The following is a 15,551-nucleotide window of genomic DNA, read 5'->3' on the forward strand; positions in this document are numbered from 1 at the left end:
CGCGTCGGCGGCGGCAGCTCCACCCAGGTCTGCGCCGACAGCACGATCAATCCGGCCAGGTCGTCCGCCGAGCGTTCCGCCACCGGGACGATCAGGGTGCGATACACCACCCAGAACGCCGCCGCCTGGAACACGATGAAGGCAAGCGCCAGCGTCAGTGCTGTGCGGGCGTACAGCGAGCGGGCAATGCGCTTCACCCTTTCCCCTGCGGCACGAACAGATAGCCCTGCCCGCGCTGGGTGCGGATATAGGCCGGGTTGGCGGGGTCGTCCTCGATTTTCTTGCGCAGGCGGTTCACCCGCACGTCGATGCTGCGGTCGAACGGGTCGCGCTCGAAGCCGCGCAACTGGTCCATCAGCCAGTCGCGCGACAGCGCGCGGTTGGCATGGGTGACGAAGATTTCCAGCAGTTCGTACTCGCCGCCGGTCAACGTGATTTCGCTGCCGTCGCGGCTGAGGGTGCGCGCATCGAGGTTGACGCTGAACGGACCGAAGCGCACCAGTCTGCCCGTTTCGGCCGGTGCCGGCACGGCCACGCCGCCCTGCCGCCGCAACACCGCGCGGATGCGCGCCAGCAGTTCGCGCGGATTGAACGGTTTGGGCAGGTAATCGTCGGCGCCGACCTCGAGGCCGATGATGCGGTCGATGTCCTCGCCCTTTGCCGACAGCATGATGATGGGCGGAAACCCCGGCTGCGCACGCAGCCGTCGCGCCACCGACAAGCCATCCTCGCCCGGCATCATCCAGTCGAGCACCAGCAGCGCCGGCAGCCGGGCGTTCAACAGGCGATCGAGCGAGACTGCGTCTTCCGCCGTCTCGACCGCGTAGCCCTGGCTGGTCAGGTATTCGGCCACCAGCTCGCGAATGCCGGGGTCGTCGTCGGTGACGTAAATGGTGTCTTTCTGCATGCGGCAACTATAGCAGCGGGGATGCTGGGCTATTCCCATCCCGGTTACACACTGTTACAAAATCGCCCTGGCGTGAAACAGTGCGCTTACTTTCCTCAACCAAACTGCGAAGCGTGGAAGCAAAACAATGCGGCCACGGATATGGAGATCACGATGGACACACGGCAAACCTGGATTATCGGACTGGCAGCACTGGGACTGGCTTTGGCCAGTCCGGTTCACGCGGCACCGGATTACATGGATGGCGCTTTCATCGTGGCCAAGCGCGACCGCGGCAACGAAGCCCGCCCGGATCGGCGCGATGCCCACAAGCCCGATCAGCGCCGCGCGACGGGACGCGAGGCCGAACGCAACGAGCCGCCAGGTTACGGCTACGGCTACGAGCGCCGCCAGCAGGAACGGCCCGAGCCGGACCGCCGCCCCCGCGAGCGTCGCTGAATTTGCACTGTTGAATGAGGAGAGTCACGATGAATGCACATTCCCTGAAGCGTACCGCAGGACATCAGCGCATTCTGCTTGCCGCACTGCTTGCCGTCAGCGGCGCCGCGCAGGCCGGTCACGGCCGCGACGACGGCTTCACCACGCGCGTCAAGGTGCTGGCCAGCACCCCGGTCTACGACACCATCAACGAGCCGCGCCGCGAATGCTGGACCGAAACCGTCGGCTATGACACACGCAGCATCCGCAACGGCAGCAACACGGGAGGAGCCGTGCTCGGCGCCATCGCCGGCGGCCTGCTTGGCGCCACGGTCGGCAAGGGCAACGGCAAGGTCGCCGCCGCCGCGGTCGGCGCAGCCAGCGGCGCGGTGGTGGGCGACCGCTGGAACGACGGCGGCAGCCGCTACGAATCGCATCCGCGTCAGGTAGAGCGCTGCCGCACCCACGACGACTACCGTCAGGTGATCAGCGGCTACGACGTGCGCTACCGCTTCCAGGGCCGCGAATACAGCACCCGTCTGCCTTATGACCCGGGCAACTGGCTGACCCTGAATGGCAACTTTTCCGTGGCCGAGGACCGGCGCAACGAGCGCTGGAACGACCGCCGCGACAACTGGGACGATTGACGCACGCACCCCGTGTAGCGCCGTATCCCAACCTTGAAAGGAGTAGAACCATGCTACGCACCCTGCTGATTGCAACCGCCCTCCTGACCGCCTCCAGCGCCAGCTTCGCCCATGGCGGCAATTATGGCCACGGCCGCGTGATAACGGTCGAACCGCAGTTCGTCATCTCGTTTGGCAGCCGCCATCACGACGGCTTCCGCGTGTTGTACGAGTCCGGCGGCAGCCGCTACTGGACGCACACGTCATACCGGCCCGGCCACACCATCGTGCTGCCGCCGCGCCATCGCGTCCAGCATGTCCACCACTACCGCGATTACGGGCATCGCTGGGATGGGCGCCGCGACTGGAAGCATCGTGACAATGACTGGCGCCACGATGCCCGGCGCCATGACCGCGACGGGCGCCGCGACTATCGCGAGCACCGCCGTCACGGCCGCGACTGAATCGCAACCGGGTCCAAGGCTTCACCGGACCCGGTTTCAATGCGTGGGCGCGGGTTTTCAAAGCGCACGGCGGCGGGGTGCCGCCGTGCGCGATGCTTGACAGGCTGCAGTGCAGCGTTTCCCGCAGCTCGGCTCTCGTTCCGGCATGTCCTGCTGGAGCGTCGTGCCGACTTGGCCTACCATCACTGCCCCGGACATCTCACCCTGCCATGAACTGGCCCACGCCCATGCCGAACGCATCCCCCCCGCAGCGCCTGCTCCCTGCCTTTGCCCTCGCCCTGACCCTGATCGTGTTCGCCATGGCGACCCGTCTGGTCCTGATGACGCGGCCGGAAGTGAGCATTCCGCCGGGCATTGCTTCCCATGTGCAGATTTTCGGCTTCGGCCTGCTGTTCGATCTGGCGGCGGCCGTGTATTTCACGGCACCGCTAGTCCTGCTGCTAGCGCTGATGCCAGACCGCTTCGCGCGCTGGCATGTGGTGCGCGTAGCCGGCATGCTGCTGCTGATCGCGCTGACCTTCGTGTTGCTGCTGACCGCGGTGGCGGAATGGTTCTTCTGGGAAGAATTCGGCGCCCGCTTCAATTTCATTGCCGTCGATTATCTGCTCTATTCGCACGAGGTCATCGGCAACATCCGCGAGAGCTATCCGGTCGGGAAAGTCCTTGCCGGACTCGCGGTCCTGGCGGTGTTGTGGTGGCTGCCTTTCATGCGCCGCATTTATGCCGCCGCCCGCGCGCCCTGGTCCTGGCGTTCCCGTCTGCTCTGGGTCGGCGCCTGGGCGGTCGCCGTGGCGGGGCTGGCCGCTGGCCTCGATGGCGACATCAAGAACCGCAGCACCAGCGATCATGTCAACGAACTGGCCGGCAATGGCATCTATTCCTTCTTCGCTGCCAACCGCCGCAACGAGCTGGATTTCGAACGCTTCTATGCCGCGCTGCCGCCGCAGCAGGCTTTCTCCATCGTGCGCAGCACGCTGGCGCAGGACGGCGGCGCATGGCTGGAGAAACAGCCTGCCGGCGCAGTGGAGCGGTTCGTCCCGTCGGCCGCGGCGCCGCAGCGCCTCAACGTCGTGCTGATCAGCATCGAAAGCATGGGCGCGGAATTTCTCGGCGCCTATGGCAATCCACGCGGCCTGACGCCAAACCTGGACCGGCTGGCGCGGGAAGGCCTGTGGTTCTCGAACGTTTACGCCACCGGCAACCGCACCGTGCGCGGCCTGGAGGCACTGGCGCTGGCGCTGCCGCCGACGCCCGGCCAGTCGATCGTGCGGCGCCCCAGGAACGAGGAACTGTTCTCGCTCGGCAGCGTGCTCGAGGATTTCAACTACGAAGTGCGCTTCGCCTACGGCGGCTACGGCTACTTCGACAACATGAACGCCTTTTTCGACCGCAACGACTACCGCACCATCGACCGCACCGACATTCCCGCCGAACGCATCGGCTTCGCCAATATCTGGGGCGTCGCTGACGAGTTCCTGTTCGACCACGTGCTCGACAGCATCGGCCATATCCATCGTTCGGTGCAGCGCGGCGAGGGTTCGCGGCCGTTCTTCGTGCACATCATGACCACCAGCAATCATCGCCCCTACACCTACCCGGCGGGCCGTATCGACATCCCCTCGGGCAGCGGGCGCGAGGGCGCGGTGAAGTATGCCGACTACGCCATCGGCCATCTGCTCGCCGAGGCGCACAAGCAGGACTGGTTCGACGACACCCTGTTCATCGTCACCGCAGACCATGGCGCCAATGCACGCGGCACGGTGAACATCCCGGTGGACAAGTACCGGATTCCGCTGTTTTTCTACGCGCCCAAACACCTCAAGCCGCAGCGGGTGGAGCGGCTCATGTCGCAGATCGACATTGCGCCCACGCTGCTGGGCATGCTCGGGACGCCCTACTACAGCAAGTTCTTCGGGCGGGATATCCTGCACGCCCCGCCAGCGGGCGACCGCGCCTTCGTCGCCAACTACCAGACGCTGGGCTATCTGAAAAACGGCCGCCTGGCCGTGTTGCAGCCCCGGCGCAAAGCGGAAGTCTTTGCCGTCGATGCGCAGAACCTGCCCGTGGCGCCGCGCGCCGACCCGGCGCTGCAGCAGGAAGCGACCGCGTTCTATCAGCATGCGGCGTACGTGTTCCGCCATGGCCTGTATCGCGACGAAGAGCAGCTTGCACCGTCACAGCGAACGCCCGGCATCCCTGCTTCGACCCAGACCGAGCTGCGGGAGCGGGCCGGCAGCCGCCAAGCGCCCCGCGACGGTTTCTGAAATCCGCCGGGCGAGGGCCGGCGCCACGCACCCCCATGCCGGCCGGGTGCGGGAAATGTTTCCGGGCCTAGGTGCGCGCGCGCCAGGCTGCCACCGCCTGGGTCCGCGCCTGAAAGATCGCGTCGCGGATCCGCGCGGGGTCGGCCTGGCGCGCCACCCCGGCGGCATCGATGGTCTGCGCCGCCTGCAGCGCCTGCCGCAGATACGCCGGCGCGGGAAATGCTTTGTCCTCGTAACCGGGCCGGCCGCGGAAATCGCATTCGCAGGCGCGCAGAAATTCCTCGAAACGCTCCGGGCGGCGGAACGCATCGACGCGCTCCAGCAGTTCGACGACCGTGCCGGGACGCAATTCCAGTGCGCGATGGACGTTGCCGTGTTCGCGCGCCACCGCGACGGCGAGCTCGCGGCAGTCGACCGGCACACGGATACGCTCGCTCAGCGCACGCACCAGGTCTGCGCTTCGGGCTTCGTGGCCATGATGTCTGGGCCAAAACTCGGGCGGCGTCGTGCCCTTGCCGAGATCGTGGGTCAATGCCGCGAAGCGCACCGGCAGGCTAAAACCCTGGCGCGCCGCCCAGTCGACTACCCGCATGACATGCACGCCGGTATCGACTTCGGGATGATGTTCGGGCGGCTGCGGCACCCCGAACAGGCGGTCGATTTCGGGGAAGAGCCGGGCCAGCGCGCCGCAGTCGCGCAACACCTGGAACATGCGCGACGGCTGCGCTTCCATCAGGCCGCGCGCGACTTCCTGCCACACCCGCTCGGGCACCAGCGCATCGACTTCGCCGTTGTCCACCATCCACCGCATCAGTGTGTTGGTTTCCGGGGCGACGGCAAAGTCGGTGAAACGGGCGGCGAAGCGCGCCACCCGCAGGATACGCACCGGATCTTCGGCAAATGTCTCGCTCACATGGCGAAAGACGCGCGCGTCCAGATCGTCCTGCCCGCCATAGGGATCGATCAGCGTGCCGGCCGTATCCTCGGCCATCGCGTTGATGGTGAGGTCGCGGCGGCGCAGATCCTCTTCCAGGGTGACGTCCGGCGCGGCGTACACCTTGAATCCCTTGTAGCCCTGTCCGGATTTGCGCTCGGTACGCGCCAGGGCGTATTCCGCGTGCGTTTGCGGGTGCAGGAAGACGGGGAAATCCTTGCCGACCGGCTGGTAGCCCAGCGCGATCATGTCGTCGGGCGTGGCGCCGACGACGACGTAATCGCGGTCGGCCAGCGGCAGGCCCAGCAACCGGTCACGCACTGCGCCGCCCACGATATAGGTTTTCATGGCGGCGCAGCGGGCCTAGCGTCGTGACCCGGAAATATCGCAACATGAAACGGCGTCTTTTTCCGCATGGCGGCGTTGCTCGTCGTTGCCATAGAGTCGACTATGTCGCCTCCTCGCGCCTTGCCCTGCGAAAAAATCCATCCGTTTCATTGCGTTCCCCTATTTCCGAGTCGCGACACTAGGCGCGAAATAGCAGGTCAAATCCACCCTTATTCCCCCGATCGCCCGCGCCGGGCGTGGCCAATAATCCAGCCTAAGAAAGCCCGCCTCTGCTTCGCGGACGGCAGGGCTCATTTCACAGGTGAAATCAGGGATGGCTGAAGAAAGCGATCAGGAACGGACAGAAGCCCCGTCGCCACAGCGGCGGCAGAAGGCGCGCGAAGACGGCCAGGTGCCGCAATCGCGCGAGCTGGCCACGTTCGTCGTCCTGATGACCGGCGGTGCGGCCCTGTGGATGATGGCCAGCGGCCTCGGCCAGGCCATGTCGCAGATCGTGCGCGGCGGCCTGCAGTTCAAGCCGGCCGTCGCCCGCGACAGCGCCTACGTCATGGCGCAGCTATCCAGCCAGTTTTTCGATGCCGCGCTGGCGCTGGCGCCTTTCCTGGCGCTGGTGCTGATCGCCGCCCTGGCTTCGCCGCTGCTGCTGCGCGGCTGGCTGTTCAGCACCAAGGCATTCGCTCCGGATTTCAAGCGAATGAATCCGCTGTCGGGCATCAAGCGCATGTTTTCCAGCCAGGGTCTGATCGAGCTGGTCAAATCGCTGGCCAAGGTCGGCTTGCTGGGCGGGGTCGCCGTGTGGCTGATCTGGTCCAATCTCGACGCGCTCTTTTCGCTCAGCCTGGAATCGCCGCCCCTCGCCATCCAGCATATGGGCGACCTCATCGGCAAGGTGTTCCTGCTGTCTTCGGCCGCGATGATTTTCATCGTCGTGATCGATCTGCCGTATCAGCTGTGGAGCTACTACAACAAGCTCAAGATGACCAAGGAGCAGCTGCGCCAGGAAAACAAGGAATCGGAGGGCGACCCGCACGTCAAGGCGCGCATCCGCGCCCAGCAGCGCGAAGTGGCACGCCGCCGCATGATGGCCGAAATCCCCAGCGCCGACGTGGTGGTGACCAACCCCACCCATTACGCCGTGGCGCTCAAGTACAGCGAAGGCAAGATGCGCGCGCCGCGTGTGGTGGCCAAGGGGGCCGATGCGGTCGCCGCGAAAATCCGCGAACTGGCGGCCGAGCACAAGGTGCCGCTGCTGGAGGCTCCGCCGCTGGCGCGCGCGCTGTTCCGCCATACCGAACTCGGCGACGAGATCCCGGCCACGCTCTATGCGGCGGTGGCCGAAGTGCTGGCCTACGTGTTCCAGTTGCGCCATTTCCAGCAGGCGGGCGGGGCGTATCCCAACACGCCGACCGCCTTGCCGGTTCCCCCTGAACTCGATCCGTTGAACGCATCCGCATGAACGGCACCCTGAGTCTTTCGAAGATCTTCAACCCGGCCAATGCGCGCGCAATGGCGGCACCGATTTTCATCGTCCTCATCCTGGCGATGCTGGTGCTGCCGCTGCCGCCGTTTGCGCTGGACATGCTGTTCACCTTCAACATCGCGCTCTCCATCATGGTGCTGCTGGTCAGCCTGTCGACCAAGAAGGCACTCGAATTCGCCGCCTTCCCCACGGTGCTGCTGCTGGCCACCCTGCTGCGCCTGTCGCTCAACGTCGCGTCGACCCGGGTGGTGTTGCTGGAGGGCCATACCGGCCCGGACGCTGCGGGCAAGGTGATCGAGGCGTTCGGCCATTTCCTGGTCGGCGGCAATTACACGGTCGGCGTCATCGTGTTCGTCATCCTGGTGATCATCAACTTCATCGTCATCACCAAGGGCGCCGGCCGCATCGCCGAAGTCAGCGCGCGCTTCACCCTCGATGCGATGCCGGGCAAGCAGATGGCGATCGACGCCGACCTCAACGCCGGCCTCATCGAAGAAAACGAGGCCCGCCGCCGCCGCGCCGAAATCGCCCAGGAAGCCGACTTCTACGGCTCGATGGACGGCGCGTCGAAATTCGTGCGCGGCGACGCCATTGCCGGCATCCTGATCCTGCTGGTCACCATCGTCGGCGGCCTGCTCATCGGCATGATGCAGCACGATCTGACGTTGGCCGACGCCGCGAGCAACTACACCCTGCTGGCGATCGGCGACGGCCTGGTGGCGCAGATTCCGGCACTGGTCATCTCGATTGCCGCCGGCATCATCGTCAGCCGCGTCAGCACCGAGGAAGACATCGCCGGCCAGATGCTGTCCAACGTTTTCAGCAAGCGGCAGGCGCTCTATATCACTGCCGCGATTCTCGGCCTGATGGGCATGATTCCGGGCATGCCGAACTTCGCCTTTCTGCTGCTGGCGGGCGGCCTGGCCTGGCTGGCCTACCGCAGCGGCAAGCAGCAACAGCAGGAAGCACCGGCGGAGGCGCAGGCCGCGCCCGTCGCCGCGGTCGAAAGCCAGGAAGCCAGCTGGGAAGACGTCGCGCCCATCGACACCCTGGGCCTGGAAGTCGGCTATCGCCTGATTCCGCTGGTGGACAGCGCTGCCGATGGCGAACTGGTGCGCCGCATCAAGGGCATCCGCAAGAAATTCGCCAGAGAGATCGGTTTCCTGCCGCCCGCGGTGCATATCCGTGACAACCTGGAAATCAATCCGAACAGCTACCGCATCACCCTGAAAGGCGTCGAGATCGGCTCCGGCGAAGTGCGCACCGGGCTGTTCCTCGCCATCGACCCGGGCAACATCACCGCCAGCCTGCCGGGCGTCGTCACGCGCGATCCGGCCTTCGATCTGCCGGCGGTGTGGATCGAATCCGGCCTGCGCGAGCAGGCGCAGGCGATGGGCTACACCGTGGTCGACCCCGGCACCGTGGTCGCCACCCACCTGAATCATCTGGTGAGCCAGCATGCCGCAGAACTGCTCGGACGGCAGGAAACGCAGGCGCTGCTCGACCACCTGGGAAAGAGCGCGCCCAAGCTGGTGGAAGACCTGGTGCCGAAAATGCTGCCGCTGTCCACGGTGCAGAAAGTGCTGCAGACCCTGCTCACCGAAGGCGTGGCGATCCGCGACATGCGCAGCATCATCGACACCCTGCTGGAACACGCCGCGCGGGTGCAGGATCCGCACGAACTCACCGCGCTGGTGCGGGTGGCGCTGGGCCGTTCGATCGTGCAGCAGATTTACGGCTCGGCCAGCGAACTGCCAGTGATCACACTGGACCATGGCCTCGAACGGCTGCTGCTGCAGACCCTGCAGGCGGGCAGCGACGCCGCCGGCATGGAGCCGGGCCTGGCCGACACCCTGCTGGAGCGCACCCAGGCCTCGACCCAGCGGCAGGAAGCGCTGGGCCATCCCCCGGTATTGCTGACGCCCGCCGTGCTGCGTCCGCTGCTCGCCCGTTTCCTGCGGCGTACCGTGCCGCAGCTCAAAGTGCTTTCGCACGCTGAAGTGCCCGAAGGCAAACAGATCAAAGTGACTTCCCTGGTAGGAGGAGCAGCATGAACGTCAAACGAATCGTCGCCAAAACATCCCGTGAAGCCATGCGCCAGCTGCGCGATGCGCTCGGGCCCGATGCGGTCATTCTCTCCAACCGCGCCGTAGACGGCGGGGTGGAGGTGCTGGCCCTGGCGGCGGAAGACATCGCCTCGATGGCGCCGCCGGTGGTGGAGGCACCCGCAACCCCCGCTCCGGCCAGGACGCCGGCAGCGGAGGTGCAGGACGAAACCGAGCCGGCGCCGGCGGTCGCCATCAAACGCCGTCTGGTCGAGCGGGTCGCCGTGCCCAGTACGGACAGCACCCAGCTGGCGCAAAGCGTGGTGGGTGAAATCCGCGGCGAAATCAAGGCGATGCAGATGCGGCTGGAAAGCCAGCTGGCCGATCTGGCCTGGCGCGATCTGCCGGGACGCGATCCAGCCGGCGCCGCCGTGATGCGCGACATGCTGGCGGCCGGCTTTTCCGCCACCCTGGCGCGCGAGTTGCTGGAAACCCTGCCGAAAGGCGATGCGGAGCAGGCGCAGAACTGGGCGAAAAACACCCTGATGAAGCGCCTGCAGGTGATGCAGAGCGAAACCGACATGCTCGACGGCGGCGGCGTGTTCGCCCTGATGGGCCCCACCGGCGCCGGCAAAACCACCACCACCGCCAAGCTGGCCGCACGCTTCGTGGTGCGCCACGGCGCCGACAAGCTGGCCTTGCTGACCACCGACAGCTACCGCATCGGCGGCCACGAGCAGCTGCGCATCTATGGCAAGATTCTCGGCGTCGCCGTGCATGCAGTGCGCGACGCGGCCGACCTGCGGCTGGCGCTGTCGGAGCTGCGCAACAAGCACACGGTGCTGATCGATACCGTCGGCATGAGCCAGCGCGACCAGGCCGTCGCCGAGCAGGTCGAGATGCTGTGCCAGGCCGGCAAGCCGATCAAGCGTCTGCTGCTGCTGAACGCCACCAGCCATGGCGACACCCTGAACGAAGTGGTGCAGGCCTACCAGACGCGCGGGCTGGACGGCTGCATCCTGTCGAAGATCGACGAGGCGGCGAGCCTCGGCCCGGCGCTCGACTGCGCGATCCGTCACCAGTTGAGCGTGCACTATCTGGCGACTGGCCAGCGCGTGCCCGAAGACCTGCACCTGGCCAATCGCCAGTACCTGATTCACCGCGCCTTCAAGGCGCGCACGCAAGCCTCGCCATGGCAGCTGGACGACAGCGAACTGGCATTCGCGCTGTCCGGCATCCAGGCGGCCCATCACGAAAGCGCGGTGGCCCTTGGATAAATTCGTCGGCGATCAGGCCGCCGGGCTGCGCCGCCTGCTGGGGCAGACCGGGTTTCAGGTCATTACCGTGATGTCGGGGCAGAAAGGGGCGGGCAAGACCGCCGCGACCGCCAACCTGGCTGTGGCATTGGCCCGCTCCGGGCGCGACGTGCTCATCGTCGACCAGGATCGGCACGGCGGCGGCGCCTGCGCCGCCCTGGGGCTGACGCCGCGCTTCGACGTGTCGGACGTGCTCGAACGGCGCTGCACCCTGGATGCGCTGATACTCGACGGCCCCGACAACGTGCAGGTGCTGCCGATCGGCGGCTGCTTCAACAAGCTGGGGCAGCTGTCCGAACGCGACCAGGAATGGCTGGCGCAGAGCTTCAACCGCCTGCAATGCGGCGTCGACGTGGTGCTGGTGGACATGGAAGAGGCCACCGACCCGGATGCGTTGCCGCTGGGGCTGGCCGCCTCCGAAATCATGGTGGTGCTGCCGCCCGGCAACACGGCGATCACCCAGGGCTATACCCTGGTCAAACGGCTGGCGCACAATTTCGGCAAGCGCCAGTTCCGCCTGCTGCTCAACCGCATGGAATCGCCGGAGCAGGCGCAGGCGGTGGCGCGCAATTTCGCCCATACCGCCGAGCGCTATCTGGGGGTGTCGGTCGATTATCTCGGCTATATCCCGCTGGACGAGCGCTTGAGCCGCGCGGGCCACCTGCGCACTTCCGTGGTGGACGCCTTTCCCGTCGCCCAGTCCACCTCGCAGTTCCGCAAGCTGGCCGATGGCCTGCTGCGCTGGCCGCAGCAGGCCGGCCTGGGCAACGTCGGCGGGTTCATGCAGCGCGTGATCCAGGGCAGCCGCATGATGGAAGCCTGCAGGAGATGAGTCCTAGAAACCGTAGTTGACCGCTCTCAACTTCAAGGAATTCCGTATGGATGTTGGCCTTTTTATCTTTGATTGTGTTCACCGGCGTGGTACGTCCGCTACGCACCCGCTGGCACGCCTGGTCGAGTGCCGGCCTTTGTCGCTCGTTGTTGCAGGCATCGGCCTGCTGCCGCCTCGCTTCGCGGCAGTCACTCACCCAGACGCACCATCGGGCGCGTCCAACCACGGTTTCTAGGATCATGTACACCGCAACCGGCAAAAGCGAAAAGAGCGACCTGCTGACGCAATACATGCCCATGGTCAAACGGCTGGCGCACCACATGATGGGCCGGCTGCCGCCCAGCGTGGAGGAGGACGACCTGGTGCAGGCCGGCATGATCGGCCTGCTCGACGCCGTCAGCCGCTACGACGAGGCGCAGAGCGCGCAGTTCGAAGCCTATGCCATCCAGCGCATCCGCGGCTCGATGATCGACGAGCTGCGCCAGTCCGACTGGCTGCCGCGCAGCGCGCGGCAGTCGATGCGCAAGATCGAACAGGCCATCGGCGCCTTGCAGCATCAGTTGGGACGGCAGCCCAGCGAAACCGAAATCGCCGCGTCGATGAAAATCCCGCTGGCCGAATACCAGGCCATGCTGGGCGACGCGCGCGGCCATCAACTGCTGTATTTCGAGGATTTCGGCGAATCCGACGAGGACGACTCCTTCCTCGACAAGCAGTCGGCGGACGAAGCCGGCATGCCGCTGCCGCAACTGCTCGACGCCAACCTGCGCGCCTGCATCATCGCCGGCATCGAAAACCTGCCCGAGCGCGAACAACTGCTGATGTCGCTGTATTACGAACAGGAACTCAACCTGCGCGAGATCAGCCAAGTGTTCGGCGTCAGCGAATCCCGCATCTGCCAGCTGCACGGCCAGGCCATCGCGCGGCTGCGCACCAAGCTGAAGGAAGACGCATGGATCGCGGCAGTCTGATCGGGCTGGTTCTGGCCGTTGCCGCCATTTTCGGCGGCCAGGCGATGGAAGGCGGGCAGATCGGCCTGTTCCTGCAGCCCGCCGCTTTCGTCATCGTGGTGATCGGAACCCTGGCCGCGGTGCTGCTGCATCATCCGCTGCCGGTTTTCATGAAGGGGATACGCATGGCGAAATGGGCTTTCCGGCCACCCGGATCGGAGGCCGAGGCGCTGATCCGCCGGGTTGTCCAGTGGTCGCACGGCGCGCGTCAGGACGGTGTGCTGGCGCTGGAAAAATACGTCAACATGACGCGCGATCCGTTCCAGAAAACCGGGCTGCAGCTGCTGATCGACGGCGCCGATGCGGCCAAGCTGCGCGACACGCTCGACGTGCAGATCGTCGGCTTCGAGACTGCCGAGCGCCAGGCCGCGCGGGTGTGGGAAGCGGCGGGCGGCTATGCGCCCACGCTCGGCATCCTGGGCGCGGTGATCGGCCTGATCCACGTCATGGAAAACCTGTCCGACCCCGGCAAGCTGGGGACCGGCATCGCGGTCGCCTTCGTCGCCACCATCTACGGCGTCGGTCTGGCCAACCTGGTGTTTTTGCCGATCGCCAACAAGATCAAGTTCACCATCGCCCGCCGGGTCACCGAACGCGAAATCGTCTGCGACGGACTCATCGGCATTGCCCAGGGCGACAATCCGCGCATCATCGAGGCACGCCTCAAGGGATACCTCTGATGCGCAGACGCCGGCGCATCGCATCCGACCACGACAACCACGACCGCTGGCTGATTTCGTACGCCGACTTCATTACCCTGCTGTTCGCCTTCTTCGTGGTGATGTACGCCATCTCGGCCGTCAGCGAGAACAAATACCGCATCCTGGCCAGTTCGCTCGGCGATGCCTTCGGCAGGTCGCCGGCAGGCGGCGTCGCGGTGCCGCAACTGACGCAGCAGGCACTGCCTGCGGAAGTCAGGCAACGCACCCTGAAACAGCAGCAGGCGATCGAGGAGCAGGCGCACATGACCGAGGTGGCGGGCAACCTGCTCGACGTGATGGGGCCGCTGGTGAAGGAGGGCAAGGTGCGGGTGACCCAGAGCCGGCGCGGCGTCAGCATCGAAATCAATGCCAACGTGCTGTTCGAGCCGGGGCGGGCTGAACTGGAGCCGCAATCGCTGGCGGTGCTGCGCGCCGTGGCGGACACCCTGAAGAACGAGCCGTTCAACCTGGAAATCACCGGCCATACCGACGTCGTGCCGATCAGCAACTCGGTGTTCGCTTCCAACTGGGAATTGTCGGCGGTGCGCGCCACCAGCGTGGTGCGCCTGCTGGCCGACAACGGCATCGCCACCGAACGCCTGCTCGCCATCGGACGCGAGGCCAGCAAACCGATCGATTCCAACGAAACGGCAGAAGGGCGCGCGCGCAACCGCCGGGTCGAACTGATGATCCTGTCCGGCCTGCCGGACACCGTCGAGGAAATTCCGGTCAAGCCGAATCAGCCGCGTCCTTGAAAAAGGACGGATAGGCCCGATACTTCAGAGTCCTGTTGACTGGATTGTGAAGACCATCATGCCCAATGACCCCGCGCTGGAAGGTGAAATCGTTTCCGACGACAGACAGTTGCCGACCGCCCCGGCGCTGCCGCCCGAGCTGTATCTGCTGCCGCTGACCGAAAAACCGTTTTTCCCGGCGCAAACCCTGCCGCTGCTGATGAACGAGGCGCCATGGCTGCCGACGGTGGAGGCCATCGGCGAAACCGCGCACCACATGGTGGGACTGGTCGTGGTCAAGCCCGACAATACCGACGACGTGAAGCGGGCGGATTTCAGCAGCGTCGGCACGGTGGTGCGCATTCACCATCCGGTGCGTTCCGACGGCAAGATGCAGTTCATCGCCGAGGGCGTGCGGCGTTTCCGCATCGTCGAATGGCTGTCGGATACGGCGCCCTACAAGGTCAGGGTCGAGTACCCGAACGAGAGCGGCAGGCCCGATTCCTCGGAGATCCGCGCCTACTCCATCGCCATCATCAACACCATCAAGGAGTTGCTGCCGCTCAACCCGCTGTATTCCGAGGAACTGAAGTTTTTCCTCAACCGCTTCGGTCCCAGCGAGCCTTCCCAGCTGACCGACTTCGCCGCCAGCCTGACCACCGCGTCGAAGCAGGATCTGCAGGACGTGCTGGAAGCCTTCGGCCTGAAAAAGCGCATGGAAAAGGTGCTGGTGCTGCTGAAGAAGGAACTCGACGTGGCGCGGCTGCAATCCGACATCCGCGAAAAAGTGGACGAGAAGATGAGCGAGCAGCAGCGCGAATTCTTCCTGCGCCAGCAGCTCAAGGCGATCCAGAAGGAGCTGGGCCTCGCCAAGGACGACAAGACCGCCGAACTCGACACCTTCAACGAGCGTCTCGCCAAACTGACGCTGCCCGAGCAGGCGAAAAAGCGCATCGACGAGGAAATGCACAAGCTGTCGCTGCTGGAGACCGGCTCGCCGGAATACACCGTCACCCGCAACTATCTCGACTGGCTGACCGTGCTGCCGTGGGGGGTGCATACCCAGGACAAGATCGATCTCGAGCGCGCGCGCCGCATCCTCGACCGCGACCACGACGGGTTGGACGACGTCAAGGACCGCATCATCGAATTTCTTGCGGTCGGCGCGATGCGCGGCGAAATGGCCGGGTCGATCCTGCTGCTGGTTGGGCCGCCGGGCGTCGGCAAGACCTCGATCGGCAAGTCCGTCGCCGAGGCGCTGGGGCGCAAGTTCTACCGCTTTTCGGTCGGCGGCATGCGCGACGAGGCCGAGATCAAGGGCCACCGCCGCACCTACATCGGCGCCATGCCGGGCAAGTTCGTGCAGGCGCTGAAAGAGGTTGAGTCGGCCAACCCGGTCATCATGCTCGACGAGATCGACAAGATCGGCGCCAGCTATCAGGGCGATCCGGCGAGTGCGCTGCTGGAAGTGCT

Annotated in this window: 14 protein-coding genes and 1 pseudogene; 12 read left to right on the forward strand and 3 right to left on the reverse strand. The window is 65.7% G+C overall.

Annotated elements, in window-relative coordinates; all coding sequences use genetic code 11:
• Positions 1-197 (reverse strand): annotated as a pseudogene (locus Q0L94_RS04295) (two-component sensor histidine kinase); the annotation flags it as partial.
• Positions 194-907 (reverse strand): response regulator, encoded by a 714-nt coding sequence (locus Q0L94_RS04300; protein ID WP_296750386.1) that lies wholly within the window; start codon positions 905-907, stop codon positions 194-196. The pseudogene Q0L94_RS04295 and the gene Q0L94_RS04300, both read right to left, overlap by 4 nt.
• Positions 908-1,060: 153 nt before the next feature.
• On the opposite strand from Q0L94_RS04300, the gene Q0L94_RS04305 reads away from it, so the two are divergent.
• From Q0L94_RS04305 to Q0L94_RS04320, 4 genes are all read left to right on the forward strand, one after another.
• A complete protein-coding gene (locus Q0L94_RS04305; protein WP_296750388.1) occupies positions 1,061-1,345 on the forward strand; it encodes a hypothetical protein in 285 nt (94 codons plus the stop codon).
• Between the two features lie 29 nt (positions 1,346-1,374).
• Positions 1,375-1,971: a glycine zipper 2TM domain-containing protein gene (locus Q0L94_RS04310; RefSeq protein WP_296750390.1), complete on the forward strand. Its 597-nt coding sequence runs from the start codon at positions 1,375-1,377 to the stop codon at positions 1,969-1,971.
• 50 nt (positions 1,972-2,021) lie between these two features.
• The gene (locus Q0L94_RS04315) at positions 2,022-2,414 is read left to right on the forward strand and encodes a hypothetical protein (RefSeq protein WP_296750392.1); all 393 of its coding nucleotides are present in this window, start codon (positions 2,022-2,024) and stop codon (positions 2,412-2,414) included.
• 209 nt (positions 2,415-2,623) lie between these two features.
• Positions 2,624-4,678 carry an LTA synthase family protein gene (locus Q0L94_RS04320; RefSeq protein WP_296750393.1) on the forward strand — a complete coding sequence of 685 codons (2,055 nt, stop codon included), beginning with the start codon at positions 2,624-2,626 and terminating at the stop codon, positions 4,676-4,678.
• Positions 4,679-4,745: 67 nt separating this feature from the next.
• Here Q0L94_RS04320 and Q0L94_RS04325 read toward each other — a convergent pair whose 3' ends face one another.
• Positions 4,746-5,960, reverse strand: a complete 1,215-nt coding sequence (locus Q0L94_RS04325; protein ID WP_296750395.1) for a multifunctional CCA addition/repair protein — start codon at positions 5,958-5,960, stop codon at positions 4,746-4,748.
• A gap of 313 nt (positions 5,961-6,273) precedes the next feature.
• Between Q0L94_RS04325 and flhB the strand changes: the two genes are divergently transcribed.
• The 8 genes from flhB to Q0L94_RS04365 form a co-directional block, all read left to right on the forward strand.
• The gene (flhB, locus tag Q0L94_RS04330) at positions 6,274-7,416 is read left to right on the forward strand and encodes a flagellar biosynthesis protein FlhB (RefSeq protein WP_296750397.1); all 1,143 of its coding nucleotides are present in this window, start codon (positions 6,274-6,276) and stop codon (positions 7,414-7,416) included.
• Positions 7,413-9,494, forward strand: coding sequence for a flagellar biosynthesis protein FlhA (gene flhA, locus Q0L94_RS04335; RefSeq protein ID WP_296750399.1), 2,082 nt, complete (start codon positions 7,413-7,415; stop codon positions 9,492-9,494). Before flhB ends, flhA begins: the two co-directional genes overlap by 4 nt.
• The gene (gene flhF, locus Q0L94_RS04340) at positions 9,491-10,762 is read left to right on the forward strand and encodes a flagellar biosynthesis protein FlhF (protein WP_296750401.1); all 1,272 of its coding nucleotides are present in this window, start codon (positions 9,491-9,493) and stop codon (positions 10,760-10,762) included. Before flhA ends, flhF begins: the two co-directional genes overlap by 4 nt.
• Positions 10,755-11,633: a P-loop NTPase gene (locus Q0L94_RS04345; protein ID WP_296750403.1), complete on the forward strand. Its 879-nt coding sequence runs from the start codon at positions 10,755-10,757 to the stop codon at positions 11,631-11,633. The genes flhF and Q0L94_RS04345 overlap by 8 nt, the downstream gene beginning before the upstream one ends.
• 239 nt (positions 11,634-11,872) lie before the next feature.
• Positions 11,873-12,604: an RNA polymerase sigma factor FliA gene (locus Q0L94_RS04350; RefSeq protein ID WP_296750404.1), complete on the forward strand. Its 732-nt coding sequence runs from the start codon at positions 11,873-11,875 to the stop codon at positions 12,602-12,604.
• On the forward strand, positions 12,586-13,323 hold the full coding sequence (locus Q0L94_RS04355; protein WP_296750406.1) for a flagellar motor protein: 738 nt from the start codon (positions 12,586-12,588) through the stop codon (positions 13,321-13,323). The genes Q0L94_RS04350 and Q0L94_RS04355 overlap by 19 nt, the downstream gene beginning before the upstream one ends.
• Entirely contained in the window at positions 13,323-14,099 is a 777-nt protein-coding gene (gene motD, locus Q0L94_RS04360) for a flagellar motor protein MotD (RefSeq protein ID WP_296750408.1), read from the forward strand. The genes Q0L94_RS04355 and motD overlap by 1 nt, the downstream gene beginning before the upstream one ends.
• Before the next feature lie 58 nt (positions 14,100-14,157).
• Positions 14,158-15,551, forward strand: a 1,394-nt coding sequence (locus Q0L94_RS04365; protein WP_296750412.1) for an LON peptidase substrate-binding domain-containing protein, incomplete at its 3' end; no start/stop codon positions are given.

This window comes from Thiobacillus sp., from assembly GCF_024708915.1.

What these genes read in the sequence shown, in the direction of transcription:
- Q0L94_RS04300 (WP_296750386.1), bottom strand. Translation starts at nt 907, where the DNA reads ATGCAGAAAGACACCATTTACGTCACCGACGACGACCCCGGCATTCGC.
- Q0L94_RS04305 (WP_296750388.1), top strand. Translation starts at nt 1,061, where the DNA reads ATGGACACACGGCAAACCTGGATTATCGGACTGGCAGCACTGGGACTG.
- Q0L94_RS04310 (WP_296750390.1), top strand. Translation starts at nt 1,375, where the DNA reads ATGAATGCACATTCCCTGAAGCGTACCGCAGGACATCAGCGCATTCTG.
- Q0L94_RS04315 (WP_296750392.1), top strand. Translation starts at nt 2,022, where the DNA reads ATGCTACGCACCCTGCTGATTGCAACCGCCCTCCTGACCGCCTCCAGC.
- Q0L94_RS04320 (WP_296750393.1), top strand. Translation starts at nt 2,624, where the DNA reads ATGAACTGGCCCACGCCCATGCCGAACGCATCCCCCCCGCAGCGCCTG.
- Q0L94_RS04325 (WP_296750395.1), bottom strand. Translation starts at nt 5,960, where the DNA reads ATGAAAACCTATATCGTGGGCGGCGCAGTGCGTGACCGGTTGCTGGGC.
- flhB (WP_296750397.1), top strand. Translation starts at nt 6,274, where the DNA reads ATGGCTGAAGAAAGCGATCAGGAACGGACAGAAGCCCCGTCGCCACAG.
- flhA (WP_296750399.1), top strand. Translation starts at nt 7,413, where the DNA reads ATGAACGGCACCCTGAGTCTTTCGAAGATCTTCAACCCGGCCAATGCG.
- flhF (WP_296750401.1), top strand. Translation starts at nt 9,491, where the DNA reads ATGAACGTCAAACGAATCGTCGCCAAAACATCCCGTGAAGCCATGCGC.
- Q0L94_RS04350 (WP_296750404.1), top strand. Translation starts at nt 11,873, where the DNA reads ATGTACACCGCAACCGGCAAAAGCGAAAAGAGCGACCTGCTGACGCAA.
- Q0L94_RS04355 (WP_296750406.1), top strand. Translation starts at nt 12,586, where the DNA reads ATGGATCGCGGCAGTCTGATCGGGCTGGTTCTGGCCGTTGCCGCCATT.
- motD (WP_296750408.1), top strand. Translation starts at nt 13,323, where the DNA reads ATGCGCAGACGCCGGCGCATCGCATCCGACCACGACAACCACGACCGC.